Source organism: Lampropedia aestuarii, assembly GCF_004803635.1.
In the GTDB taxonomy this organism is placed as follows: Bacteria; Pseudomonadota; Gammaproteobacteria; order Burkholderiales; family Burkholderiaceae_C; genus Lampropedia; species Lampropedia aestuarii.
Genome location: NZ_SSWX01000016.1, coordinates 76,652 through 101,897 on the forward strand (window position 1 = coordinate 76,652; position 25,246 = coordinate 101,897).

Genomic DNA, 25,246 nt, shown 5'->3' on the forward strand with positions numbered 1-25,246 from the left:
CATATGGAGACGCACTCCCGCTTTTCAAGTCCAAAGACTGCATGGCTATGCGGCTCAGTTGCGAAGGCGCGGTGTGTGGGAGGCTTTGAACAGGCTCTTAGGCTTGCAAGGGCTTTCAAGCAACCGGTTTCAGGCCTTTTTTGAAGCGGTTGGCGTTGTCTACATAACGCTTGGCACTCTCGCGCAGACCTTGCTTTTCTTCGTCTGTGAGCATGCGCACGACTTTGGCGGGGCTGCCAATGATCATGCTGCCATCAGGAAAGGACTTGTTTTCGGTAACCAGGGCGCGTGCGCCGACCAAGCAGTTCTTGCCAATTGTCGCGCCATTGAGAATCACCGCGCCAATGCCAATCAGGCTTTCATCGCCAATCGTGCAGCCATGCAACATCACTTGGTGACCGACGGTGACATCGCGCCCAATCGTCAAAGGCTTGTCCAGATCGGCATGCAGCACGCTGCCGTCTTGGATATTGCTGCCTGCACCTATCTGGATATCTGCTGTATCGCCGCGGATGACACTGCCAAACCATACAGAAGCGTGCTCGTCCAGCGTGACTGCTCCCAACACGGTCGCCGAGTCTGCAACCCATGCTGAGTCATTGATTTGTGGGGTGATGCCGTCAAGTTCAAAAATAGCCATTGTGTCTCCAAGAGGGGTGTGGGTTGATTCTGCAATGCCAATATTTGCAAAATTTCAAAACATTATCGGCCAATGACAGCGAATGTGCGCAGCACATCCGCCTCCTACAATACGGGCCTATGAATGATGCAACGATGTCAGACACAACGGCCTTGCCCAGCAACGAATGGCGTAATAACGCCTTGGCGATTTTGCGCATGGCCGAGCCCAACACCAAAGCACAGGCTGCAGCGCAGTTGTACCAACAGCGCCATGCATTGCAGTTGGATACTGCGCAAACACTGGAGCCGCCCGTTCCGGATGCGCCTTTGATGCCAGCCAACCTGGCTTTGGCGCTGCATACTGAATTGGGCAGACGCTCGCCAGCGACCTTGCAAGGTCGCGCAATTTTGCTGCACGCGATTGTGCATATTGAATACAACGCCATCCATTTGGCTTTGGATGCGGTATGGCGTTTTGCCGGCATGCCAAATGCGTATTACGAGGATTGGCTCAAAGTGGCTGCTGAAGAGGCGCAGCACTTTCAAATGCTGCGCGCGCAACTGCAGCGCATGGGATTTGATTACGGTGATTTTCCAGCCCACCAGGGGCTGTGGACGATGTGCGAAAAAACCAAACACGATATTCTGCCCCGCATGGCTTTGGTGCCTAGAACCTTAGAGGCCAGAGGCTTGGATGCAACGCCGCAAATTCAGCACAAGCTGCGCAATGTCCAGGCGGAGGATGCACAAGCGACCGCCTTGATACTTGATACGATTTTGCGTGAGGAGGTCGGGCATGTGGCCATTGGCAATTATTGGTACCGCTGGTTATGCCATCAACGTGGTTTAGAGCCGGTGAGCCTGTATGCGCAACTGGTGCAAGAGTATGACGCACCGCGCCCCAAACCACCTTTGAATCTCGAAGCGCGCCGTGCGGCAGGGTTTTCTGAGCAAGAGCTTGATTACCTGCAATGGGGGGCTTGAAAGCCCTCAGCTAAGATTGACAGCCAGGGTGCTGCAGTGGCAGTGCACCACGTCAGGATTGGTTGGGCGAGGCCTGACGCAAAAACTGGGCAAACGCATCCAGAGTAGCTTGGCTGACATGGTGCTCCATGCCTTCAGCATCACGCCTGGCACTATCGGCGTCCACACCAATGGCCAGCAAGAATGATTCGACCAATTGGTGGCGATTGCGGCTGTATTCGGCCATGGCTTGGCCTTTGTCGCTCAATTGCACGCCTTGGTAGGGGCGTAAGTTCACATAGCCTTCTACTTCCAGGCGTTTGAGCATTTTGGCCACCGTGGGCTGTGCCACGCCCATGCGCTCGGCAATTTGTACCTGGCGGGCCTCGCCGGTGCTGATCAGCAGGTCAGAAATCAGCTCCACATAGTCCTCAATGATTTCCAGGCGATGCGCTTCGCGCACCTGCTGAAAGCCCTCGACCTGCAAAAGCGGGTCGGGCAGTTCTGGAATCATGGGTGAAAGAGGCAGATCCTGGGGCATAGCAAGCACGCGGGTTGGGCTACTTTGAGTGATTGAGGGCGCAATTATGATTAAAAAAATAGTGATGTGATTCTCAACAGTGTGCTTGAGCTGTATCTGTGCTGTGCAATTGGCAGCATAGACCGTATGGTTTTTGAATGTATTTCGCATAAATATAGCAATGGCTATGAATTTAATATAGCATTGGCTATATATGATGAACGTAAACAAGTCTTAATTGCATCCATGGCTTGTGCTGACTCCGCCCCAACATTTTCAAGACCATGACTATTTACCGCCTTTTGCAAACATCCTCACTTCGGTTTGCGGCGCGCTCGTGTGCCGTGCTGGGTCTTGCAGCAGCCTGTCTTTGGCTGGCTGCTGCACATGCACAGTCGGCCACTGCTGCGAAAGAGAAATTCAAGGTTGTGACGACTTTTACGATCATTGCGGACATGGCCAGAAATGTCGCTGGCGATGCGGCCATTGTCGAATCGATCACCAAGCCCGGCGCTGAGATCCATGAATACCAGCCGACACCTGGTGATTTGGTGCGTGCCCAAGGGGCGCAGCTGGTGTTGTGGAATGGTTTGAACCTGGAGTTGTGGTTCGAGCGTTTTTTTCAGCGTGTGAAGAATGTCCCCAGCGTAGTCGTCTCAGCAGGTGTGGAGCCCATGGGTATTGCCCAAGGTCCGTACCAAAACAAATCCAATCCGCATGCGTGGATGTCGCCGCAAGCGGCGTTGATTTACGTCGACAATATCCGTGACGCCCTGGCTGAGCACGACCCAGCCAATGCCAAGGTGTATGAACGCAATGCCGAGGCATACAAAGCGCAGATCCTGGCCACGTTTGAGCCGATTGCCCAGCAGCTCAAAGACTTGCCCGAAGACCAGCGCTGGTTGGTCACCAGCGAGGGTGCATTCAGTTATTTAGCGCGCGATCTGGGATTGCACGAGCTGTATTTGTGGCCAATCAACGCCGACCAGCAAGGCACGCCACAGCAAGTGCGCAAAGTGATTGATGCGATGCGCAAAAATGGCATCCAGGTGATTTTCAGCGAAAGTACGATCTCTGACGGTCCAGCCAAACAAGTGGCCCGAGAAACAGGTGCGCGTTACGGTGGAGTGCTGTTTGTCGACTCCCTCACTGACAGCACAGGGCCGGTGCCGACGTACCTGGATTTGTTGCGCGTGACCTCTGAAACCATTGCCAACGGCTTGTTGAATAAGCAACCAGGAGTACAGCCATGAACGCCCAAGCCGCAGCCCCTGCAACTGCGCAAGTACCGGGCATTGCTGTGCGCGACTTGACTATTACGTACCGCAATGGCTTAACCGCATTGCACAACGCCAGCTTTACGACCCCTGCAGGCAGCATCACCGCCTTGGTCGGGGTCAACGGCGCGGGCAAGTCGACGATGTTCAAAGCCATCATGGGTTTTTTACCCGCAGCGCATGGCCGCATTGAAGTCATGGGCAAACCGGTGCGTGAGGCTTTGCGACAAAAGCAAATCGCTTATGTCCCGCAAAGCGAAGAGGTCGACTGGAACTTCCCGGTGTTGGTTGAAGACGTGGTCATGATGGGTCGCTACGGCCATATGGGTTTTTTGCGCATTCCCCGCAGCCAGGACCACCAGGCGGTCGAGCGCGCCTTGCAGCGGGTTGGACTGTTAGAGCTGCGCAAGCGCCAAATTGGCGAGTTGTCTGGCGGGCAGAAAAAACGGGTGTTTTTGGCCCGTGCGCTGGCCCAGGATGCCAAGGTGATTTTGCTCGATGAGCCGTTTACCGGCGTCGATGTCAAAACCGAAGACGCCATCATTGATCTGCTGCGTGCCTTGAAGGAAGAGGGCCGGGTGATGCTGGTGTCGACCCACAATCTGGGCAGCGTGCCTGAATTCTGCGACCGCACGGTGCTGATCAAGCACACTGTGCAGGCCTACGGTCTGACAGCGGATGTATTCACGCATGAGAACTTGGCGCGCGCCTTTGGCGGTGTGCTGCGCCATTTTGATCTACCACAAGCGCATGGCGGGGGGAATGCTGCCACGGTTGGCATCATGAGTGACGATGAACGCCCACTCATCTTGCTGGATGGCCGCTCGTCGGTGCGAGGCCAGCCACGCAGCGAATGGGATACCGAGTCAGTGCTGCAAGCCCAGGAGCAAGGACGGTCATGAGCGATGTACTGGGTTTACTGGCCGAGCCGTTTGCGTATGGTTATATGCGCAATGCCATTTGGGTTTGTGCGCTGATCGGTGGCGTTTGCGCCTTCTTGTCGTGTTTTTTGATGCTCAAGGGCTGGTCACTCATCGGCGATGCGCTGTCACACTCGATTGTGCCGGGCGTTGCTGGTGCCTATATGTTGGGCCTGCCTTTTTCTGCTGGAGCCTTTTTCAGCGGTGGTCTGGCAGCGGCCGTGATGTTGTTTCTCAACCAGCGTACCAAGCTCAAAGAAGATGCCATCATCGGTTTGATTTTCACTTCTTTTTTTGGCTTGGGGCTGTTCATGGTCTCGCTCTCACCGACCAGTGTGAACATCCAGTCGATTGTGCTGGGCAATGTGCTGGCCATTACCCCAGCAGATACCTTGCAATTGGTGCTGATTGGCGCAGTCACAATGGTGGTGCTTTTGCTCAAGTGGAAAGATTTGCTGCTGGTCTTTTTTGATGAGGCCCATGCCCGCAGTTTGAATCTGCGCGTGGGTGCGTTGAAGATTTTGTTTTTTTCTTTATTGGCTGCCTCTGTCGTGGCGGCAATGCAAACCGTTGGCGCCTTTTTGGTGATCGCCCTGATTGTCACCCCTGGCGCGACCGCTTATTTGCTATCAGACCATTTTGGCCGCATGATTGGTCTGGCCGTGGCCATCGGTGTGCTCACCAGTGCGCTGGGGGCTTATGCCAGCTATTTTTTAGATGGTGCAACGGGCGCCATTGTGGTGCTGCTGCAAACCGTGCTGTTCTTGCTGGCCTTTGTGTGGGCGCCCAAACATGGCGTCTGGGCCGCCCGGCGTAAAGCGCGGCAGGTATTGCTGCAACAAGCTGCGCCTGCTCACACAAGCAGCATGCCCAGCACCGCGCAAGCCAGAAAGGTGCAGCCATGATCGACTGGTTGATTGCGCCTTTGCAATACGACTTCATGCAGCTGGCATTGCTGATTGCGATCGCAGTGGCCATTCCTACGGCTTTGCTGTCTTGCCTGTTGGTGCTCAAAGGCTGGGCTTTGCTGGGTGATGCGATCGCCCACGGTGTTTTTCCAGGCGTAGTGCTGGCTTATCTGCTGGGTTGGCCTTTGATTTTGGGCGCGTTTATTGCAGGCATGCTGTGCGCGTTGTTCTCCGGCTTTTTGCACAATAACAGCCGCATCAAACAGGATACGGCGATGGGGGTGGTGTTTTCTGGCATGTTTGCCTTGGGCTTGCTGATCTACGTGTGGGTGCCCAGTGATGTGCATTTGAACCACATCTTATTTGGTGACATGCTGGGTGTGCAATGGCAGGATGTGCTTGAGAGCAGTGCGATTGCTGTCGCCATCACAGGTGCGATTGCGCTGAAGTGGCGTGATTTGTTGTTGAATGCTTTTGATCCAGTTCAAGCCCATACCTCAGGCTTGCCAGTGCGCCTGTTGCATTACGGTTTGTTGGCAGCAGTGTCTTTGGCCGTCGTTGGTGCTTTGAGTGCTGTGGGCCTGGTGCTATCGATTGCTTTACTGATCGCGCCGGGTGCAATTGCTTTTCTGATTGTGCGCAGTTTTGGCCACATGCTCTGGCTGGCCACCGGTATTTCTGTGCTCAATTCGGTGCTGGGCGTTTTACTGAGTTTTCACCTAGACAGTGCGCCAGGCCCAACCATTGTGCTGCTGTTAACACTGTGCTTCATCGTGGTATTTATATGGCGCGTGCTGCACAACAAACGGGTGTCGATGCAAGCAGTCAAGCACAGTTTAGAAGGCTAGGCCAGCCTTTTGTGCAGCTTGGCGCATGCTGGCGTGCAGATGCTTATTTCTGTCTCGTTGATGCAGACGCCGCTGTCACGAAATCAGGTAATGCAGTGCGCTGCAGCTGCTCTGGTTGCAAATCAAGCGCTGCTTGTTTGGCCGCGTTACGTATCAAGGCCAAGCGCTTGGCGCTGTCAGGGTGGGTTTGCAAAAACTCTGGCTGGGCTTGCTGAAGCAGAGACTGCGATTGTGCCTGCATGGCGGCAAAAAACTCGTCTGCGCCTTGCAAATGCCCATAGTGCGCTAGCAGGGCATTCAAAGCTGCCGCATCGGCGGCCTGTTCCTGCTGGCGTGAGAACTGCAACTGTGTCAGCGCCGCTGTCGTACGCCCAACAATCGATTCAGAGCCGCTGCCCAGCAGCAAGGCCATGCTCGAGGCCAGAATCAGGCCGCTGCCCGCACTGACCAAAGGATCACGGTGGCGCACATGGGCGATTTCGTGGGCCAGCACCATCGCCAAACCGTTCTCGCTTTGCACACTGTCGAGCAAGCCTTGGTGGATGGCGATGTGTCCGCCTAAAGTTGCAAACGCGTTCGGCTCGCGGCTGTTGCTCCAGTGCAGTTGCAGCTGCATACCGGCTGGCAGATCCATGTGCTGGCCCAGTTGTTCTGCCAGGTTTTGCAGATAGCGCTGCTTGGCAGGTGCCTCTGACGCAGGGGCCAGCCGCGCCGCTACGGGCGCGGCAATGCGCTGCTCAAAGCCAAACGGAATCCAAGGTGCGACCCAACGAAAGCCGTATGTCAGTGCCACGACCAGTATGACCAAGCCTGCGGCCAAGGCCAGACTCAGTTGGACAAATTCGCCTAGCGAGGAGTGGGCCGTGACATTGACATCGTCACGCGCTACTGGGTTTTCGTAGACCGCCATGGTGCCGCGCTCAAGGCCTTGTCGACCAGGCCGTGCCGTAAGCCAAAAATTCGGCACAACCGATGCCGCCACGACCTGCGATGCTGTGCAAAGTGGAGGTTTCCAGGCGCACGGCAAAAATCGCTGTGGCGCCTACGGAGGCGGCTTGCTCCTTCATGCGCAAAATGGCTTCACGGCGCCCCCGGTCCATCAGGCTTTCGTAGCTGGTCAGGCGACCACCAAAAAAGCTTTTGAGGCCGGCGGCGATGTTTTTGAAATAATCGCTTGAGATCACCACCGAGCCTTGCACCAGATGAAAATGTTGGCCGGTCATGGCCATTGGTGTGCGCTTTTCGTTGAAGACCAGGATGTGGCGCAGCGCCTCTTCACGCGCGCGAATCGAGCGGTAATGCTTGCGCTCTAGCAGTGCACCGATCAGCAGGCCGGCAAGGGCCAGTGCCAGTGGAATGAGTAATTGGATGACGAGTCCCATACCATGCGCCTGTTCAGGCACCCTCGCGTTTTTCCAGCACCACGGCTGTGCCGTAAGCGAGCAGCTCAGACGCACCAGCGGCGATATTGGACGTGCTAAAACGCACATTGATCACCGCATTGGCGCCAATACTGCGGGCTTGCGCTTGCATGCGTTCGATGGCCTCTTGGCGCGACTCGTTGAGCAGCTCGGTATAGCCTTTGAGTTCACCGCCGACAATATTTTTCAAGCTGGCCATCAGGTCTCGGCCTGCATGTTTGGCCCGCACGGTACTGCCTTGCACCAAGCCCAAATGGCGGGTGATGGTGTAGCCGGGGATGTATTCGATGTTGCTCAGCAGCATGGTTGACTCTCGCTTGAAAAATAAACTGGCTGTGCGTTGCAAGCAAATGCGGCAAGCGCGGCAAGCACAAAGGCCGACTGCAGTGTATGCTGCAATCGGCCTTTGTGGCTTAAGTTCTGTGTTGAAGCGCTGATGCGTCGCTTATGGGCTCAGCACGCATCATGGCGCAATTGCACAACTTATTTGCTGGTGACTACGCGCACCATTTCCAGGCACTTGTTCGAGTAGCCCCACTCGTTGTCATACCAGGACACGAGTTTCACGAAGGTGGAGTCCAGCTGGATACCGGCGTTGGCATCGAAAATCGATGTGCGTGCATCACCGCGGAAGTCAGTGGCAACCACGGCGTCTTCGGTGTAACCCAAAATGCCTTTGAGTTTGCCTTCGGACTGGGCCTTCATCTCGGCCTTGATTTCTTCGTAGGTTGCTGGAGTTTCCAGCTCAGCAGTCAAATCGACCACCGAGACGTCAGACGTTGGCACACGGAACGACATGCCAGTGAGCTTCTTGTTCAAAGAAGGAATCACCACGCCCACGGCTTTGGCTGCACCTGTGCTCGAAGGAATGATGTTTTCCAAAATGCCACGGCCACCGCGCCAGTCTTTGCTCGAAGGACCATCAACGGTTTTTTGGGTTGCAGTGGCAGCGTGTACCGTGGTCATCAGGCCGCGTTTGATGCCCCATTTGTCATGCAGCACTTTGGCCAGTGGGGCCAGGCAGTTGGTGGTGCAAGACGCGTTGGAGATGATGGCTTCGCCGTTGTAGCTTTCGCAGTTCACGCCACGCACAAACATGGGTGTGTCGTCTTTTGAAGGCGCCGACAAGATGACTTTTTTCGCGCCTGCATCGATGTGCTTATGCGCAGTTTCTTTGGTCAGGAAGAGACCAGTCGACTCCAGCACCACGTCGGCGCCCACTTCACTCCATTTCAGGTTTGCAGGGTCGCGCTCTTGCGTCAGGCGGATTTTCTTGCCGTTGACGATCAAGGTGTTGCCTTCAACCGCAACTTCGCCTTTGAAGCGGCCATGCACGCTGTCGTATTGCAGCATATAGGCCAGGTAGTCAGGCTCGAGCAAGTCGTTGATCGCAACGATTTCAATGTCGCTAAAATTTTGAACGGCTGCGCGCAATACGTTGCGGCCAATGCGTCCAAATCCATTGATACCTAACTTGATGGTCATGTCTGTCCTTTGAGAATAGAGAAAGAAAAGCAAACTGACTCACACTGGTTCTCTCGGGCACACTGCACGCCCCCAGTTTGTGAATAACTCGCTATTTTAAGCCTGTCCGCACGGCTTGGAGGCAATGTCCCTGAGAGCCTGTTCATCATCTGCACGCAGTCGCGCAAGGCACAAAAAATTAGCACTGCAAAACAGGCAACGCCGTAATGTGCTTTTTTGGGACCCTGCCCTTGGGGTTGAAGCGCAAAAGGCGCACTGATTGGTTAACCCCCGTTTAAGAACAGGCTCAGAGAGGGCGCTATGCAATCGAAGTCATCTCTTGGCGGCACGGCTGGCGGCAGCGGTAAAGAGCACGTCGGTATGTGAGTTCAGTGCTGTCTCAAACGAATCCTGTACCACGCCGATCACAAACCCAATCGCGACAACCTGCATCGCGATATCAGGCGAAACGCCAAACAAGCTGGTGGCCATTGGGATTAGCAGCAGCGAACCACCGGCCACGCCTGAGACACCGGCCGCAGCAAATGAAGACACCACGCACAGGAGTAGGGCCGTTGGAATATCGACGGGAATATCCAAAGTGTAGACCGTGGCCAGCGCCATCACAGAGATGGTGATGGCAGCACCCGCCATATTGATGGTTGCGCCCAGCGGGATGGTGATGCTGTAGGTATCTTTGTCCAGACCGAGCTTTTCGCTCAAGCGCATGTTCACTGGAATATTGGCCGCAGAGCTGCGGGTGAAGAAGGCAGTCACAGCGCTCTCACGCAAAACCACCAGCAACAAAGGATAAGGGTTGCGACGCGTTTTTAAAAACACCAGTATTGGATTGACCACCAAGGCGACGACCACCATGCAGCTGACCATAACAATCAGCAAACGCGCATAGTCTTTGAGCGCATCAAAGCCCGAACTCGCCAAGGTGCTGGAGACCAGACCAAAAATGCCAATCGGGGCCAGGGAAATCACCCATTGCACCACTGCAGTGAATGCCTGCGACCAATCCTGCAGCATGCTGCGTGTTGACGGCGATGCATGGCGCAAGGCCAAACCCAAGGCAATCGCCCAAGCCAAAATCGCCATGTAGTTGGCTTGGGCGATAGCTTGTATCGGATTGGTGAAAATACTCAGCAACAAATCGTGCAAAACCTCCAGAATACTGCCGGGCGGATTGCCCTGCGCAGCCTGCAGCTTGAGCACCAGTTTGGTTGGAAACAAGTAACTGGCGGCAACAGCTAAAGCCGCAGCACAGAAGGTGCTGACCAGGTACATGATCAGCACAGGCCGCACATGTGTTGGCTGGCCTTTTTGGTGTGCCGACAATGCGGCCATGACAAGCACCAGCACCAAAATTGGCGCCACGGCTTTCAAGGCAGAAACGAATAATTGGCCAAGCAGCTCGACCTTCAAAGCCGCTTCTGGGGCCAGCCAGGCCAAGGCAATTCCAAGCAGCAGGCCAATGACAATGCGGGTAACCAAAGTGGTGCGCCGGAACAGGGAGATGAGTGGGTTTGCGGTTTGAGCCATGCTGTTGGTATTTGCTAAAGCCAGCCGCAGTTCCCGCTCCGATTCACGGCTGCGCAACGCAAGCTAGCGACAGACACTGCCGTTTTTGTGGGCGTGCGTGCCTAATAAAAGTGCGTGAGTATAGGAGATTCGACCTATTGCCTGTGGTTTATTTCGTATGTGAGGATATAGACCGAAAGGCAAAATACCTGATCAAGCCATGAAAAAAAGCCCCAATCCGTTAGAGGTTTGGGGCTTGTGCGCGTGGTATCGAGGCTGCTTGCGCATTGCTCACGCAAACTGCACTAATAATGCATGCCGCGATCAGCTGAAAAAGCGTTTGAACTTGTCTGCAAATGATTGGCTGCTTGGCGAATGTTTGCCACCGCCTTTTTGCAAGGAATCATCGAACTCTTTCAATGTCTTGCGCTGGAATTCAGTCAACTTGACTGGAATCTCAACCTCAATGTGGCAATACAGGTCGCCGGCCACACTGGAGCGCAAGCCTTTGATGCCTTTGCCGCGCAGGCGGAATTGCTTGCCTGGCTGAGTACCTTCAGGAATGTCAATCGCGGCCTTGCCATTGAGCGTTGGCACTTCAATTTCGCCGCCAAGCGCTGCTTTGGTCATACTGATAGGCACCGTGCAGTGCAGGTCATCGCCATCGCGTTCAAAAATCTCATGCTGTTTGACACGAATTTCGATGAACAGGTCGCCTGGTGGGCCACCATTTGTGCCTGGCTCACCATTGCCTGAGGAGCGAATGCGCATGCCGTCATCAATGCCGGCCGGGATTTTGATTTCCAGCGTTTTCTGGCTTTTGATCTTGCCTTGGCCGTGGCACGCAGAGCAGGGCTCAGGGATGATCTTGCCACTGCCGTGACAGGTCGGGCAGGTTTGCTGCACGCTGAAAAAGCCTTGGCGCATTTGCACAACGCCATTGCCATTACAGGTGGTACAGGTCTTGACCTCTGTGCCGGGCTTGGCACCGGTGCCGTGGCATGTGTCGCAATCGTTCCAGGATGGGATTTTGATTTGCGCGTCTTTGCCCTGGGCCGCTTCTTCCAGCGTGATCTCCATGGCGTAAGACAAGTCATTGCCTTTGTAGACTTGCCGCCCACCACCGCCGCGGCGCTGCTGGCCAAACATGTCACCAAAGATATCACCAAAGGCCTCGGCAAAGCCGCCGCCTGCAAAGCCTTCTTGACCGCCAAAACCACCGCGCATATTTGGATCGACCCCGGCATGGCCGTATTGGTCGTAAGCAGCGCGTTTTTGCGGGTCCGAGAGCATTTCATAGGCTTCTTTGCCTTCTTTGAACTTCTCTTCGGCCGTGGCTTTGGCCTCGTCACCTTGGTGGCGATCCGGGTGGTATTTGGAGGAGATCTTGCGGTATGCTTTTTTGATCTCGTCATCGCTGGCGTTTTTGGGAACGCCTAGCACTTCGTAAAAATCTCTTTTTGCCATGGTTTTCATCATCCCCATTACAACGGGAGGGGCAGCCGGTTCTTGAAAGCAGCAACGCCGCACAGGGCGGTCAAGCCAAGTGCGGCGGCAGCTGAGGGCTGGATGGATCGTGCGATTGCAGTGCTCGAATCAGTCAATGTATCGAGCCACTGCAATGCGGGTGTATCCAAAGGAACTGCAAGGCAGTCTTAGTCTTTTTTGACTTCTTTAACTTCAGCATCCACCACATCGTCTTGTGCGGCTTGGCCACCAGCAGCGCCTTCAGCGTTGCGTGCTTCAGCCTGGGCTTCAGCGTAGACTTTCTCGCCCAGTTTTTGGCTGGCTGTCAGCAGCTCAGCAGTCTTGCTGGCGATAGCGTCCTTGTCTTCGCCTTTGAGGGCTTCTTCCAAGTCAGTTGCCGCTTTTTCGATCGATTCTTTTTCAGCAGCTTCGAGCTTGTCGCCATGCTCACCCAAGGATTTGCGGATGTTGTGCAGTGCGGCTTCGCCTTCGTTGCGCGCTTGCACCAGCTCCAGCTTTTTCTTGTCTTCTTCGGCATTCAGCTCGGCGTCCTTGACCATTTGCTGAATTTCTTCTTCCGACAAGCCGGAGTTGGCCTTGATGGTGATCTTGTTTTCCTTGCCAGTGCCTTTGTCTTTGGCGCTGACGTGCAAGATGCCGTTGGCGTCGATGTCAAAGCTCACTTCAATCTGTGGCGTGCCGCGTGGTGCAGGTGCAATGCCTTCCAGGTTGAATTCACCCAGCAATTTGTTGCCAGCAGCAACATCACGCTCGCCCTGATACACCTTGATGGTCACCGCAGGCTGGTTGTCATCCGCAGTCGAGTACGTTTGGGCGTGCTTGGTTGGGATGGTCGTGTTTTTGGTGATCATCTTGGTCATCACGCCGCCCAGGGTTTCAATACCCAAAGACAGAGGTGTCACATCCAGCAGCAGCACGTCGGTGCGGTCACCAGACAGCACTTGGCCTTGTACGGCGGCGCCGACTGCAACGGCTTCGTCAGGGTTGACGTCGCGGCGTGGCTCTTTGCCAAAGAATTCTTTGACGGCTTCTTGCACTTTAGGCATGCGGGTTTGGCCGCCGACCAAAATGATGTCGTCAATCTCAGACAGCTTGATGCCAGCATCTTTGATCGCCACGCGGCATGGCTCGATCGAGCGGGCGATCAAATCGTCCACCAACGACTCCAGCTTGGCGCGGGTCAGCTTGATGTTCAAGTGCTTAGGACCGGAAGCATCAGCGGTGATGTAGGGCAGGTTGATGTCAGTCTGCGTGCTGTTGGAGAGCTCAATTTTGGCTTTCTCAGCAGCTTCTTTCAGACGTTGCAGCGCCAGCACATCTTTGCTCAGGTCAACCGCTTGGTCTTTCTTGAACTCGTCGATGATGTAGTTGATGATGCGTTGGTCAAAGTCTTCACCTCCCAAGAACGTATCGCCGTTGGTGGAGAGCACTTCAAATTGTTTTTCACCGTCTACGTCAGCGATTTCGATGATTGAGACGTCAAACGTACCGCCACCCAAGTCATACACGGCAATCTTGCGATCACCTTTGCCCACTTTGTCCAAGCCAAAGGCCAAGGCAGCAGCCGTTGGCTCGTTGATGATGCGCTTGACTTCCAGGCCGGCAATACGGCCAGCGTCTTTGGTCGCTTGGCGCTGTGCATCATTGAAGTAGGCTGGCACCGTGATCACGGCTTCAGTCACTGGCTCGCCCAAAAAGTCTTCGGCGGTTTTCTTCATTTTGCGCAGAATTTCTGCACTGACTTGCTGGGCCGCGAGCTTTTCGCCGCGTGCTTCAACCCAAGCATCGCCATTGTCTGCCTTGACAATTTTGTAAGGCATTTTTTCGATGTCTTTTTGGACTTCTTTGTCATCAAAACGGCGACCGATCAAACGCTTGACTGCGTAGATGGTGTTGGCAGCGTTGGTGACGGCTTGGCGCTTGGCGGATGCACCGACCAGAATCTCGCCATCTTGCTGGTAGGCAACGATAGAAGGGGTTGTGCGTGCGCCTTCGCTGTTTTCAATGACTCGGGTGCTATTGCCTTCCATCACGGAAACACAGCTATTGGTTGTACCGAGGTCAATACCGATGATTTTTCCCATTGTTCTTACTCCTGAATATTTGATTTCGAATGAATTCGATTGGACTGAGCCTTATCTAGGGCCCTTAAGCGGGGCTTCAAGAGGCTCTGATCAAAAAAACTTGCATTGAAAGTGGTTTTTACCGTTGACTGGCAGATTTGACCAGTATTAGGCAGCCACGACGACCAAAGCGGGGCGCAAAATGCGATCCGAGATCGCATAGCCCCTTTGGAGCACAGACACCACGGTGCCAGATTCTTGTTCGGCTGGCACGGCGCTGATGGCCTGGTGGAGGTTAGGGTCAAATTTGCTGCCGACCTCAGGCGCGACAGCCTGTAGTTTGTTGCGCTCAAACACCGAGAGCAATTGGCTTTGCGTGGCTTTTGTGCCTTCCAGCAATTGCTCGGTTGTGGCGGACTCAATGGCCAGCGCCGCATCCAGGCTGTCAGCCACGGCCAGCAGGTCTTGGGCGAAGCTTTCGATGCCAAATTTGCGTGCTTTGGAAACATCGTCTTCGGCACGGCGGCGGGCATTTTCGGCATCGGCCTTGGCGCGCATGAATTGATCAGACAGCTCGGAGTTTCTGGCCTTCAGGCTTTCGAGCTCTGCAGCTTGGGCTTTGAGATCTTCCACTTGTGCATACAGCGCTGCTAACTCCTCATTGACATCCACTTCAGCCGCATGGGGCTGTTGGCCAGTTGAATCGTTGGTGTTCTCACTATTCAGCTTGTTTTCTGTATCGGACATGTTGATCGTTGGTTTTAAAAAATGGAATGCAATTGCAATACAGCCCAAAGTCAAAGGCAGAGGTGCTGTTGTTGCAGGTTATGCCATTGGAGTGGGGGCATTGATCCAGAATTCAAGCCGCATTGTTCCAAAAAACTCTGCAGCGAATACTTATCTTAGCCTGTATGCGGCAGTTGTTTGTACGGCGCCACTCTCAAGCAGCAATTGTAGGCTGGCAGATGCCTCTCACCATGTGCCTTCAAACCGCGCAAAGTTAGCACAATTGCGGGGATTGGCAGCAGATGCCGCCTCCGGATGCCAGCCTTTTGTGCCAACAAGCTGGTGCGCTGCAGTTGCGCTATTTGCCAGGCAAGATGGCCCGATACCTGCAGAGCAGCCAGCGCCACGCTGGGATGGAATGTCCGGGGTGGGAAGGGATGCGACAGTAGATTGCGTCTCTATATTGCGTCACGCGCGTAACATACATTCCACAACAAGATCGCCTTTCCTGCGCTGTCCGCTGCGATACTTCGCATCTGTGGTGATAGTTTTTACAATGCGCGCTCTTTCAATTCCCATACCGCTGCCCATGCCGGGTCTTTTGTGCAACCGCAGCGTGGCTATGCAAGCGGTGTCGTGCCTGTGCGTGCATTTTTGCTGGGCCGTTAATACAAAATGCAATATTGTGTGTTTAATTAGCAGTCTGCGCGTTGTTGCAGCGCATTGAAGCAGTCTGGGGATTGCCATTTCATCGACGAAGGAGTTGATTCATGACAGAAGAAGTCACCTCGTCCAAGCCACCAAAGGCGCTGATACTTGCGCCCGTGTTTTATCCCTCTGCAGGGATCGCACTGCTATTGGTGGCTTGTTCTATTTTATTTCGTGAGCAAAGCGAGGCTGTTTTTCAGGCCGCCAAAAACTGGGTTGCATTTGATGCAGGTTGGTTCACTGTACTGGCGGTTGCTGGATTTCTGATTTTCGTAGTGGGAATTGCCTTTTCTGGTTTTGGCCGTCTGAAATTGGGGCCCGATCACAGCAAGCCCGATTACAGCTATGCGACCTGGTTTGCCATGTTGTTTGCTGCTGGCATGGGTATTGGCCTGATGTTTTTTGGAGTCGCTGAGCCCATCATGCATTACACCAGCCCGCCTGTGGCTGAAGGCTTGACGATGGATGCGGCACGCCAGGCGATGCGCATCACATTTTTCCACTGGGGCATCCATGCCTGGGCCATTTATGCAGTGGTGGCTTTGTCGCTGGCGTATTTTTCGTATCGTCATGGCTTGCCTTTGCGCATCCGTTCGGCCTTGTACCCTTTGGTTGGTGAGCGCATTCATGGACCGATTGGCCATACAGTGGATACCTTCGCGGTGTTAGGGACGATTTTTGGTTTGGCGACCTCGCTGGGTTTGGGTGTGATTCAGATCAACTCAGGCTTTAGCTATTTGTTTGGCATCGAGTCTTCTGTCACTGTGCAGGTGATTTTGATTGCAGTCATTACCTTGATTGCCACTGGCTCGGTCGTCAGCGGTCTTGATAAAGGTGTCAAAATTTTGTCCGAGCTCAATATGCTGCTGGCAGTGTTGTTGCTGGCATTTGTATTGGTGGCTGGCCCGACTGTGTATTTGCTGCAAACTTTCGTGCAAAACACTGGCATGTACATCTCGAATATTTTTTCGATGACCTTCAATCTCTATGCCTATGACCCCAAACCAGGCTGGATCGGTGGCTGGACCTTGTTTTACTGGGGCTGGTGGATTGCATGGTCTCCATTTGTCGGCATGTTCATTGCCCGCATTTCACGTGGCCGCACGATTCGCGAGTTTGTCGTTGGCGTATTGATGGTGCCCACTGGATTTACTTTTTTGTGGATGACGATCTACGGCAACACCGCACTGCACATGGTGATCAACGGTGGCTATACACATTTGATCGAAACGGTGGCAGTCGACAGCTCAGTGGCCTTGTTTGAGTTCTTGCAGAACATGCCGCTGTCTTCCATCACATCAGCGATTGCGACTTTGCTCGTGGTTTTTTTCTTTGTAACCTCGGCAGACTCTGGAGCCCTGGTCATTGACATGCTGACCTCCAAGGGGGAAGAAGAGTCACCCGTTTGGCAGCGTATTTTTTGGGCTATTTTGGTTGGCTTACTGGCGATTGCGTTGCTGGTCGCAGGCGGCTTGACCTCCCTGCAAGCAGGCACGATTGCGGCCGCTTTGCCATTTACCATCGTCATGATTTTGATGTGTTGGGGACTGGCCAAGGCCATGAGCATGGATTTGGCCAAGCAAAGCAGCATTCGCTATGCCCGTGTTGCACCTGGCCATACGGGCGATTGGCGGCACCGTTTGCGAGCGCTGACGCACCAGCCCAAGCGCCGTGAAGTCATCAACTATATTCGGCGTAAAGCCGACCCAGCGCTGGAGCAGGTGGCCAGTGAGTTACGCAAGCGTGGTTTGGAGGTCGAAATCAAGCTCGGCGACGATGGCCGCGTAGCCTTGCAAGTAGGTCATGGTGAGGAAATCGATTTCGTTTACGCGGTGCGGCCACAGCCATATGAACCGCCGAGCTTCATGCTGGATGATCCGCGCCGCCGCCGTCAGGACGATGAGCGCTTTTACCGCGCCGAGGTATTTTTGCGTGAAGGCGGTCAAGATTATGATGTGATGGGCTGGAGTGAAGACGATTTGATCAATGACGTGCTTGACCAGTACCAGCGCCATATCCACTTTTTGGATGTGATTCGTTGAAATACTATTGATTTTGAAGGAGTACGGCAAGCTGGCTTGTGCATGCTTTGTCGCCCTCAGGGATGAAAGGCCTCGCATTGGATCGTGCGAGGCCTTTTTTATTTCAACTGGAATGTGCAAGAATTGATTGCATTTTATTTGTGGCTTTTTATTCCAAATGGCTAAAATTGACTTTTATTGACCCAAGTTTGCTGGAATAGAAAAATACAGGCAGCTTGGCTGCTGGGGCGTGGTTTTATACAAAAAACGAGGGCATTTTTTGCGCCAAATTTGCATCAAAAGTACGCCGAAAAAATGAAATATAAAAAGCCAGCAACATTCTTGAGCAGCCAATGGTGTGCCTGCAGTGTCTAATTTAATTAAAGAGATTTAAAAATGCATCCATCTCACCTGCGAGAAATGACTATCAGAGGAGTCATTCTTGGCGCATTAATTACCATTGTCTTTACTGCAGCCAATGTTTATTTGGGTTTAAAGGTTGGAATGACTTTTGCATCAGCCATTCCTGCTGCGGTGATTTCCATGGCCTTGTTGCGCAATTTTAAAGGCTCGAACATCCTTGAAAACAATATGGTGCAAACACAGGCCTCAGCGGCAGGTACCTTGTCTGCTGTGATCTTTATTTTGCCTAGCTTGCTGATACTGGGTTATTGGACAGGTTTTCCGTTTTGGCAAGCGGCTCTGGTGTGTGCGGCGGGCGGCATTTTAGGTGTGTTGTACACCGTGCCTTTGCGGCGGGTCATGGTGGTGCAAAGCCAGCTGCCTTATCCAGAGGGCGTAGCTGCTGCCGAGGTTCTCAAGCTAGGCCACACCAGTACCAATGGCGACCTGGGTGAGCAAGCAAGTCGAGGCATGCGCACCTTGTTGGCCGGCAGCAGCATTGCGGCTCTGTATGGCTTGTGCAGCGGTGGTTTTAAACTCTTGGGCGAGAGTTTTTCAGCCTGGTTCACCACAGGTCCTTTGGCTTTTCGAGTGGCAACGGGCTTTTCACCGGCGTTGATTGCTGCGGGGTATTTGATGGGGGCTGCAGCCGGATTGTCAGTGATCGCTGGCGTAGTGCTTAGCTGGGCTGTTCTGGTGCCTGTGCTCAATAGTGTCGCAGTACCCAGTGGTTTGTCAGCCATCGAATCATCGAGCCAGGTTTGGTCTACGCAAGTGCGCTTTATAGGCGCGGGCCTGATTGGGATCGCGGCTATTTGGACTGTGCTGAATATGCTCAAGCCCATCATTGGCGCAATGCGTGCGAGTGCCGGCAACCGTTCTACGTACAGCGCGCATGACAAGCGTGCTGTTCCAGACACTGATCGCGACATGTCCACCTTCGCTATGGCTGGCATAGCAGCATTGGTGTTTGTTGTTTTGCTGGCGATTGTTTATTATTTTTTAGCCGAAGGCGTCCCGCAGATCAGTACAGGTCTGCGTATTGGCCTGAGTCTGCTGTGTGTTCTGTTTGTTTTTGTATTTGGTTTTTTGATTGCAGCAGCATGCGGCTATATGGCTGGACTGGTGGGCTCCTCTAGCAGCCCGATCTCAGGGATTGGCATTATTGGGGTGATACTTGTCTCGCTGTTGCTGCTGCTTCTGACACAGCTGGCACCTGCTGCAATGCAGCAGCTTGGCGGCAAGCCCATTATTGCCTTGGCCTTGTTCACTACGGCAGTTGTGATTGCGGTTGCCGCCATCTCGAATGACAATTTACAAGATCTGAAAACGGGCTACTTGGTCGGGGCCACGCCAGCACGCCAGCAGTGGGTGCTGGTGATCGGCTGCATTGTCGGCAGTTTGGTCATCCCGCCGGTGCTGGAGTTGCTTTATAACGCCTATGGTTTTAGTGGGGCGATGCCACGTCCTGACATGGATGTTCAAAACGTTTTGGCTGCTCCACAGGCCACCTTGATGGCGGCAATTGCCAGCGGGATTTTTGATGGCAGCCTGAACTGGAACATGCTGTTGACCGGTGTCGCAATCGGTGCTGTGGTCATTGCCATTGACTGGGCATTGCGCGCAACGGGCAAAGGCGCTATGCCAGCCTTGGCAGTGGGCCTAGGAATTTACCTGCCGCCAACCATCGGTGTGACTTTATTTATTGGTGCGATGCTTGGTTTTTTTATTGAACGCGCGATTGCACGGCGTGAGCAGCATTCTGGCAATGTCTTGGCGGCTGAGAATGCCAGGCGCACAGGTGTTTTGCTGGCCTCTGGCTTGATTGTTGGCGAGAGTCTCATGGGGCTTGTGATTGCCGGCTTGATTGGGGTGACTGGGCAAAATGCGCCCATCGCATTAGTCGGGCCTGGATTTGCCTATACCGCGCAATGGCTGGGATTGGCTTTCTTGGTGGCGGTATGCGTGTTTTTCTACCGCCAAGTTGTGCACAAAACCAGTTGGCACGCTGTTAATGGCGGCATGAAACCTTAAAGACTCAGCCTTTACTCTGGATGTTGATGGGAGTCTGGCTCCCTTTGGGGCCAGGGGTGGGTCGTCTTTGCAGCTCTGGCGCAACGATATCCATAAGAATAATTGTTGACGCCAAGATCAGCTCGGAGCACAGATTTTTTCGACCATAATCGCGGGCTATGTCCATCTGGTCCATTTTTCGCCGGTGCGCCAAACTCGTTGTAGTGTGGTTTGCTTTGGCGACCGTGGCTGCAGTGGCTTCGCCGCTGATCAATCCCAAACGCATGGCCATTGTGTGCGTTGGGACAGGGGGCGCGCAGTTGGTGGTCATTGATGACGGCGGCAAGATCACCCCGATGGGCAGCCACAGCCTGGATTGCCCAAACTGCTTGCTGGCAGCGCCGCCACCTGCGCTGTGGCTGCACGCGAGAGAACCACAATCGCGTTTTCATTATCTTGTCAGCCACTACCGCGCAGCCCATATTGCGGCATTCAGCGGTTCTGCTCTGCCGCCACGCGGCCCTCCACAGGTGGTTTTTACCGCCATCTAATTGCCTTGCTTCAAGGGCAAGCGGCTGTTTCTTGCATGAGTCCATATGCGTATGGACTCTATGGTTGCATTTAAATGGCATTTGTCCTATTTGGAGTGGCGTGGCAGTTAGAGTCTTTGGCTAGCGGGCAGGGGGCAGGTATTCAAGCGATCTTGCGCTGGTGCGCTTAACAACCAATCACGCTCTGCAAAACCTGACTGTGGCTTGAGTGCGGTCTTGCACGCATTTTTGCGCAGCAAACAAGGCCCTGAGGTGCCTCCTGACTGCCATTTGCTGGGCTGGTGGCAACGCCTGCGTCCGCTCCTGCTGCTCTTTCCATTCCTATTTTTTGAAAATTGCCCCCAAGGCTGCGCCACTGGCATGACTACGAGACCTGCTTTTTCTGTGCAAGCACTGGCGCTAATGCGTCGGTGGCTTGTCTGCGGCTGGCGTTGGGGGCTCATTGCAACACTGCTGTTGGGCTTGGCTTTACGCGCGCTGGTGCCGCAAGGTTTTATGCCTGCTGCGGCCGAAGCTGGTCAGGAAGCCTTGTTTGCGATGGTGGTTTGCACACCGGATGGGCCGATGGAGTTCCAGCAGGCGCTGCCTGCTGCGGCGAGCGATGGCTCGCATGAACAGTCTTCAACTGCACATGCAAGCGCCTTGTGCAGCTTTTCCGTGCTGACCTGGCAGGCCTTGCTTGAAGGCCTGTGGCTGTCGCTGCTGCTACTCGTGCTCTTGCAAGCCTTGCGTGTCGCACGCCGGCACTACTGTGCACCTGTGTGGACGCCGTGTACTGCGATCCAGGCGCCCAGGGGGCCACCTTTGTCTGTTTGATCCCTGCGTTTCACAACGCATTGCGCTTTTGAACCTCCAAACGCTCCGGCCGCACAGGCTGGGGCGCATAGCGTATGCGCATGAAACCACCAATGCGAAACCACGCCATGCCATTGCCATCGGGCAAAGTGGCATGCGTGTTTTCGGTTTGTGTGCAGGCCTGCCATGCCCTGCGCGATCAACAGATGAATACACCATGCAAACAAGCCGTATTTTGATTTCCTCCCTGGGCGTTATCAGCCTGTCTTTGCCCATGCTGGGTTTGGCCCAAACGTCTGCTCCAAGCCCCAACGGCGAAGATGATGCCTCCGAATTAGCGACCGTGCAGGTCACTTCAGCACCGCTGGACTCCCAGATTGCCGTGACAGGTCCAGTGCTTCTGGATCAACAAAGCCAAACAGGCTCATTGCTGGGAATGAGCGTGCGCGATACCCCGGCCAGCATCACCGTCATAGATCGGTATTTGATGCAAGCCATTGGTGCCGAGGACACGCAAAGTGCCTTGCGAGCTGTACCAGGCGTGACCACCCAGGACAGCCCGGGCAGCCCTGGGGTGAACTTCCGTGGTTTTAGCGCCAATTCACTGGCACAGCTGTTCAACGGCATCAATGTGCAGTATTCGATTGCTGCGCGGCCGGTAGACAGCTGGATTTATGACCGCATCGAAGCACTGGGCGGGCCTTCAAGCTTTTTGTACGGCTCGGGTGCAGTTGGCGGCACGGTCAACTACATCACCAAGTTGGCACAACCGGGCGACTTTTCTGAAGCACGCTTGCGTCTGGGCAGCGAGTCATTGCGTGAAATGTCGCTGGGACTCAATCGACGTATCAGCGCTGAAGACAGCGATGGGCGGCCTGTTTCCTATGTCCGCCTGGATGTCAATGACCGGCGCAATAAGGGCTGGACTGATGGCACGCGCAGACAAGCCACTGAGCTCGCCACCTCAGTTAGGACCGACATCAGCCCCAATTTGACACACACCTTGGCCTATGAATACCAGCGTGAAAAAGTGGATCGCCCGTATTGGGGCACGCCGTTGCTCAATCCGGTAGAAGGCACCGTACGCATTGACGAGGGCATGCGCCGCATGAACTTCAACAGCGCCGATGGTTTTTACGGCCAACGTGTGCAATGGCTGCGCTCATTGACCGAGTACCAGGTCAATTCCAGTCTCAGCTTGAAAAACACTTTCTATGCCTATGACGCATTGCGCGACTTTCGCAATGTCGAGAGTTACCGATTTGACGAGACCAACAGCATGGTCACACGCAGTTCGGCCTTGTTGCAAAGGCACGACCAACGCTTGGTAGGTAACCGCCTCGATGCCGTCTACAAAGGGGCTTTGGCTGGCCGTGAGAGTGATTGGGCCTTTGGACTGGATTACAGTGCCAATAAGCAAACGCGCTTTCCGCTCAGCTTGGCAGGCACAATCAATGTGGTTGACCCCTATGATTTTGTGCCTGATTATTTTTGGGATATTGAGGGCATGGCACCCGGCTTCTCGCCAGACCGCACGGTGCGAGTGAAAACGCTCGCCCTGTATGCCGAGAACCGCACCAAGCTCAGCCCACAGCTGCAGTTGCTCACAGGCTTGCGCTACGACCGCATTGGCTTGTCATTGACCAATTTGCGTGAAGTGACTGCAGCCAACCCTGCGTTCTTCAAACGCAATTACAACGCTGTCACTGGCCGCGTAGGCCTGATGTGGGAAGCCGCTCCGGGCTGGAATGCGTATGTGCAGTATGCTACCGCAGCAGACCCTCCGTCAGGCAGCCTCAGCACGGCCAGCTTTGCCGATGCGATCAACAACAGTGACCTGACAACAGGACGCCAGCTGGAAGTCGGTCTTAAAAATGAGTTCTGGGATGGCAAGGCGACGTCGACTTTGGCGGTGTTCCAAATCAAGCGTAAAAACATCTCAACGCAAGATTTGGACAACAGCAGCATCACGTATTTGGTCGGCCAGCAATCATCCAAAGGCATAGAGTGGACTGCAGGTTGGCAGCCCAACTCCGACTTTTCTATGCTTGGCAATCTGGCCTATGTGAAGCCGCAGTATGACAATTACGTGCAAAACGGTCTCTCACTGGCTGGCAAGCAGCCAGTTGGCATGCCGCAGTGGGTGGGTAATCTGTGGGGCCAGTACCAGCTCACTCCAAGCGTTAGTCTGGGTGCAGGAGTGCGTGCCGTGGCAAGCTCTTACGTCAACCCAGTCAATACTTTGAAGCGCCCGGGCTACACGCTGCTGGACTTGTCTGCGCATTGGACAATTCGTCCCGATACGCAACTGAGTGCTCGCGTGCGCAATGCCACTGACAAAGTGTATTTTCTCAATAGCAGCACCTCGGCGGCCTATTTGGGGGCACCACGCGCCTTCGATGTGGCGCTGACGGTGCGTTTCTGAGCGGCAGGTGCAGCGGATGAAACGCACATTCAAACGGTGGACCTACCTCACGCACCGCTGGCTGGGTATTGGCTTGTGCCTACTGCTTGCACTGTGGTTCTTTTCTGGCATCGTCATGATGTATGTGGGCTACCCCAAGCTCACAGAAGAAGAGCGCCTGACACATTTGCCTGACTTGAATCCTGCCACTTCAGTGCCTGCGCTCTTGAGTCCTGGCGCCGCCATGCAAGCTGCTGGAATTGAGCAACTGCAAGAAGTACGCAGCCTGCGGCTTAACCGAGCCCGCGCAGGTGCCCCGACTTATTGGTTAGAGCGCAATGGGCAGCCGGTACTGGCCATCGACGCAAGCTCAGGAGAGACCTTGCTGCAGGTTGATGCGGCAGTGGCGCTTGCCAGTGCACAGGCCTATGCAGGCGATGCCAATGCTGTGCTCGCCAAAGGCACGCTGCTTGAAGATGCCAATACGCATTCAAGAGGTCTGGATGCACATCGGCCATTGTGGCGTTTTGACATAGAGCAAGGGCCCTTGGCGCGTCTCTACGTCTCAGGCACCACGGGTGAGGTGATCCGCGATGTCTCGCGCACAGAACTGTATTGGAACTGGCTGGGCGCCTGGGCGCATTGGTTGTACATGTTCAGAGGCAATGCGTTCAATGCCCACCACAGTGACATCATCAACTGGCTCTCCGTCATCAGCATGGTGCTTGTGTTAACCGGAGCAGTGGTCGGTATTTGGCGTTGGCGGTTTAGAGAACCGTATAAAAGCGGCGCGCGTTCGCCATACCCGTCCGCTTTGATGCGTTGGCACCATGTGCTGGGCCTGTTGTTTGCGATAGTTTGCATGACCTGGCTGTTCAGTGGACTGATGTCGATGCGCCCCTGGGGCATGTTGCGCAGCCCACCAGCTCCTTTGCAAGTGACGGCAATGCATGGGCAGTTGCAGTGGGATTTTTTGCAGGATCTTCCTGGGTCTGAAGCCAACTCCTTCAGTGCCTTGAAAGAAATACGCTGGCTACCCTTGCTGGGTGAGAGCGTGGCTTTGCAGATCAATGCGCAAGGCCCGATCGCTGCACGTAATTTGCGCACTGGCAAGAGCCACGAGCCGAGTCAAGCGCAGGTAATGCAAGCAGCACGCAACTTGATGTCTGTGCCCATCACACAATGGGATCGCTTGTCTGCATACGATCTGTATTACTACGAGCGTGCACCGCACACGATGACAGGTGGACGCGATAAACCCTTGCCGATATACCGCGTCGCATTCGGTGATGAGCCCAAAACCTGGGTGCACGTCGATGCCAATACTGGTCAGCTCTTGGGCAGTCTGAATTCGACAGAGCGGCTGAGTCGGTGGCTGTTCACCATGTTGCACAGCTGGGATTGGTTGCCTTTGCTCAATCGCAGGCCATTGTGGGATGGGGTGATGATCGCACTCAGCCTTGGGGGCTTGGCCATCAGTGCCACTGGCGTTGTGATTGCATGGCGCCGTTTACGCCAGAAAATTTCTTAGCCAAGTGCCTTAAGAGCCGCTAACACAAGCCAGCACACCAAAGGTCTGTATTGACCCACTAAAAAGCTGCACAGG

General features: G+C 54.4%; 21 protein-coding genes. 11 read left to right on the forward strand and 10 right to left on the reverse strand.

The window, feature by feature from the left end; all coding sequences use genetic code 11:
• Nucleotides 1-115: 115 nt before the first annotated feature.
• Nucleotides 116-640 (reverse strand): gamma carbonic anhydrase family protein, encoded by a 525-nt coding sequence (locus E8K88_RS12640; RefSeq protein ID WP_136407032.1) that lies wholly within the window; start codon nt 638-640, stop codon nt 116-118.
• A 134-nt stretch (nt 641-774) separates the two neighbouring features.
• On the opposite strand from E8K88_RS12640, the gene E8K88_RS12645 reads away from it, so the two are divergent.
• The gene (locus tag E8K88_RS12645) at nt 775-1,605 is read left to right on the forward strand and encodes a ferritin-like domain-containing protein (RefSeq protein WP_136407033.1); all 831 of its coding nucleotides are present in this window, start codon (nt 775-777) and stop codon (nt 1,603-1,605) included.
• Nucleotides 1,606-1,657: 52 nt separating this feature from the next.
• Here the strand turns inward: E8K88_RS12645 and mntR are convergent, their stop codons facing one another.
• Complete coding sequence (gene mntR, locus E8K88_RS12650; RefSeq protein WP_205880086.1) at nt 1,658-2,098, reverse strand: manganese-binding transcriptional regulator MntR; 441 nt, start codon at nt 2,096-2,098, stop codon at nt 1,658-1,660.
• A gap of 434 nt (nt 2,099-2,532) precedes the next feature.
• On the opposite strand from mntR, the gene E8K88_RS12655 reads away from it, so the two are divergent.
• From E8K88_RS12655 to E8K88_RS12670, 4 genes are read left to right on the forward strand one after another with little or no spacing between them, the layout of a single operon-like run.
• The gene (locus E8K88_RS12655) at nt 2,533-3,357 is read left to right on the forward strand and encodes a metal ABC transporter substrate-binding protein (protein ID WP_276606671.1); all 825 of its coding nucleotides are present in this window, start codon (nt 2,533-2,535) and stop codon (nt 3,355-3,357) included.
• Entirely contained in the window at nt 3,354-4,283 is a 930-nt protein-coding gene (locus E8K88_RS12660) for a manganese/iron ABC transporter ATP-binding protein (protein ID WP_136407036.1), read from the forward strand. Before E8K88_RS12655 ends, E8K88_RS12660 begins: the two co-directional genes overlap by 4 nt.
• The gene (locus E8K88_RS12665; RefSeq protein ID WP_136407037.1) at nt 4,280-5,206 is read left to right on the forward strand and encodes a metal ABC transporter permease; all 927 of its coding nucleotides are present in this window, start codon (nt 4,280-4,282) and stop codon (nt 5,204-5,206) included. The genes E8K88_RS12660 and E8K88_RS12665 overlap by 4 nt, the downstream gene beginning before the upstream one ends.
• On the forward strand, nt 5,203-6,057 hold the full coding sequence (locus tag E8K88_RS12670; RefSeq protein WP_136407038.1) for a metal ABC transporter permease: 855 nt from the start codon (nt 5,203-5,205) through the stop codon (nt 6,055-6,057). The genes E8K88_RS12665 and E8K88_RS12670 overlap by 4 nt, the downstream gene beginning before the upstream one ends.
• A gap of 43 nt (nt 6,058-6,100) precedes the next feature.
• Here E8K88_RS12670 and E8K88_RS12675 read toward each other — a convergent pair whose 3' ends face one another.
• From E8K88_RS12675 to grpE, 8 genes are all read right to left on the reverse strand, one after another.
• Complete coding sequence (locus tag E8K88_RS12675; RefSeq protein WP_136407039.1) at nt 6,101-6,967, reverse strand: M48 family metalloprotease; 867 nt, start codon at nt 6,965-6,967, stop codon at nt 6,101-6,103.
• 10 nt (nt 6,968-6,977) lie between these two features.
• Nucleotides 6,978-7,439, reverse strand: coding sequence for a YbjQ family protein (locus E8K88_RS12680; RefSeq protein WP_136407040.1), 462 nt, complete (start codon nt 7,437-7,439; stop codon nt 6,978-6,980).
• Between the two features lie 13 nt (nt 7,440-7,452).
• The gene (locus E8K88_RS12685) at nt 7,453-7,782 is read right to left on the reverse strand and encodes a YbjQ family protein (protein ID WP_136407041.1); all 330 of its coding nucleotides are present in this window, start codon (nt 7,780-7,782) and stop codon (nt 7,453-7,455) included.
• 179 nt (nt 7,783-7,961) lie between these two features.
• Entirely contained in the window at nt 7,962-8,963 is a 1,002-nt protein-coding gene (gap, locus tag E8K88_RS12690) for a type I glyceraldehyde-3-phosphate dehydrogenase (RefSeq protein WP_136407042.1), read from the reverse strand.
• A gap of 312 nt (nt 8,964-9,275) precedes the next feature.
• Nucleotides 9,276-10,490, reverse strand: coding sequence for a serine/threonine transporter SstT (gene sstT / locus E8K88_RS12695; protein ID WP_136407043.1), 1,215 nt, complete (start codon nt 10,488-10,490; stop codon nt 9,276-9,278).
• Between the two features lie 303 nt (nt 10,491-10,793).
• Complete coding sequence (dnaJ, locus tag E8K88_RS12700) at nt 10,794-11,936, reverse strand: molecular chaperone DnaJ (RefSeq protein WP_136407044.1); 1,143 nt, start codon at nt 11,934-11,936, stop codon at nt 10,794-10,796.
• A 188-nt stretch (nt 11,937-12,124) separates the two neighbouring features.
• Nucleotides 12,125-14,041: a molecular chaperone DnaK gene (gene dnaK, locus E8K88_RS12705; RefSeq protein WP_136407045.1), complete on the reverse strand. Its 1,917-nt coding sequence runs from the start codon at nt 14,039-14,041 to the stop codon at nt 12,125-12,127.
• Nucleotides 14,042-14,188: 147 nt separating this feature from the next.
• Nucleotides 14,189-14,767: a nucleotide exchange factor GrpE gene (gene grpE, locus E8K88_RS12710; protein WP_136407046.1), complete on the reverse strand. Its 579-nt coding sequence runs from the start codon at nt 14,765-14,767 to the stop codon at nt 14,189-14,191.
• Nucleotides 14,768-15,516: 749 nt separating this feature from the next.
• Between grpE and E8K88_RS12715 the strand changes: the two genes are divergently transcribed.
• The 6 genes from E8K88_RS12715 (at nt 15,517) to E8K88_RS12740 (ending at nt 25,171) form a co-directional block, all read left to right on the forward strand.
• A complete protein-coding gene (locus tag E8K88_RS12715) occupies nt 15,517-17,496 on the forward strand; it encodes a BCCT family transporter (RefSeq protein WP_136407047.1) in 1,980 nt (659 codons plus the stop codon).
• Nucleotides 17,497-17,871: 375 nt separating this feature from the next.
• Nucleotides 17,872-19,911 (forward strand): OPT family oligopeptide transporter, encoded by a 2,040-nt coding sequence (locus E8K88_RS12720; RefSeq protein ID WP_136407048.1) that lies wholly within the window; start codon nt 17,872-17,874, stop codon nt 19,909-19,911.
• A gap of 158 nt (nt 19,912-20,069) precedes the next feature.
• Nucleotides 20,070-20,441 (forward strand): DUF2946 domain-containing protein, encoded by a 372-nt coding sequence (locus E8K88_RS12725; RefSeq protein WP_136407049.1) that lies wholly within the window; start codon nt 20,070-20,072, stop codon nt 20,439-20,441.
• Between the two features lie 360 nt (nt 20,442-20,801).
• Complete coding sequence (locus E8K88_RS12730) at nt 20,802-21,257, forward strand: hypothetical protein (protein ID WP_136407050.1); 456 nt, start codon at nt 20,802-20,804, stop codon at nt 21,255-21,257.
• A 196-nt stretch (nt 21,258-21,453) separates the two neighbouring features.
• The gene (locus tag E8K88_RS12735) at nt 21,454-23,661 is read left to right on the forward strand and encodes a TonB-dependent receptor (protein WP_168797324.1); all 2,208 of its coding nucleotides are present in this window, start codon (nt 21,454-21,456) and stop codon (nt 23,659-23,661) included.
• Nucleotides 23,662-23,677: 16 nt separating this feature from the next.
• A complete protein-coding gene (locus tag E8K88_RS12740) occupies nt 23,678-25,171 on the forward strand; it encodes a PepSY domain-containing protein (RefSeq protein WP_136407052.1) in 1,494 nt (497 codons plus the stop codon).
• Nucleotides 25,172-25,246: the final 75 nt, after the last annotated feature.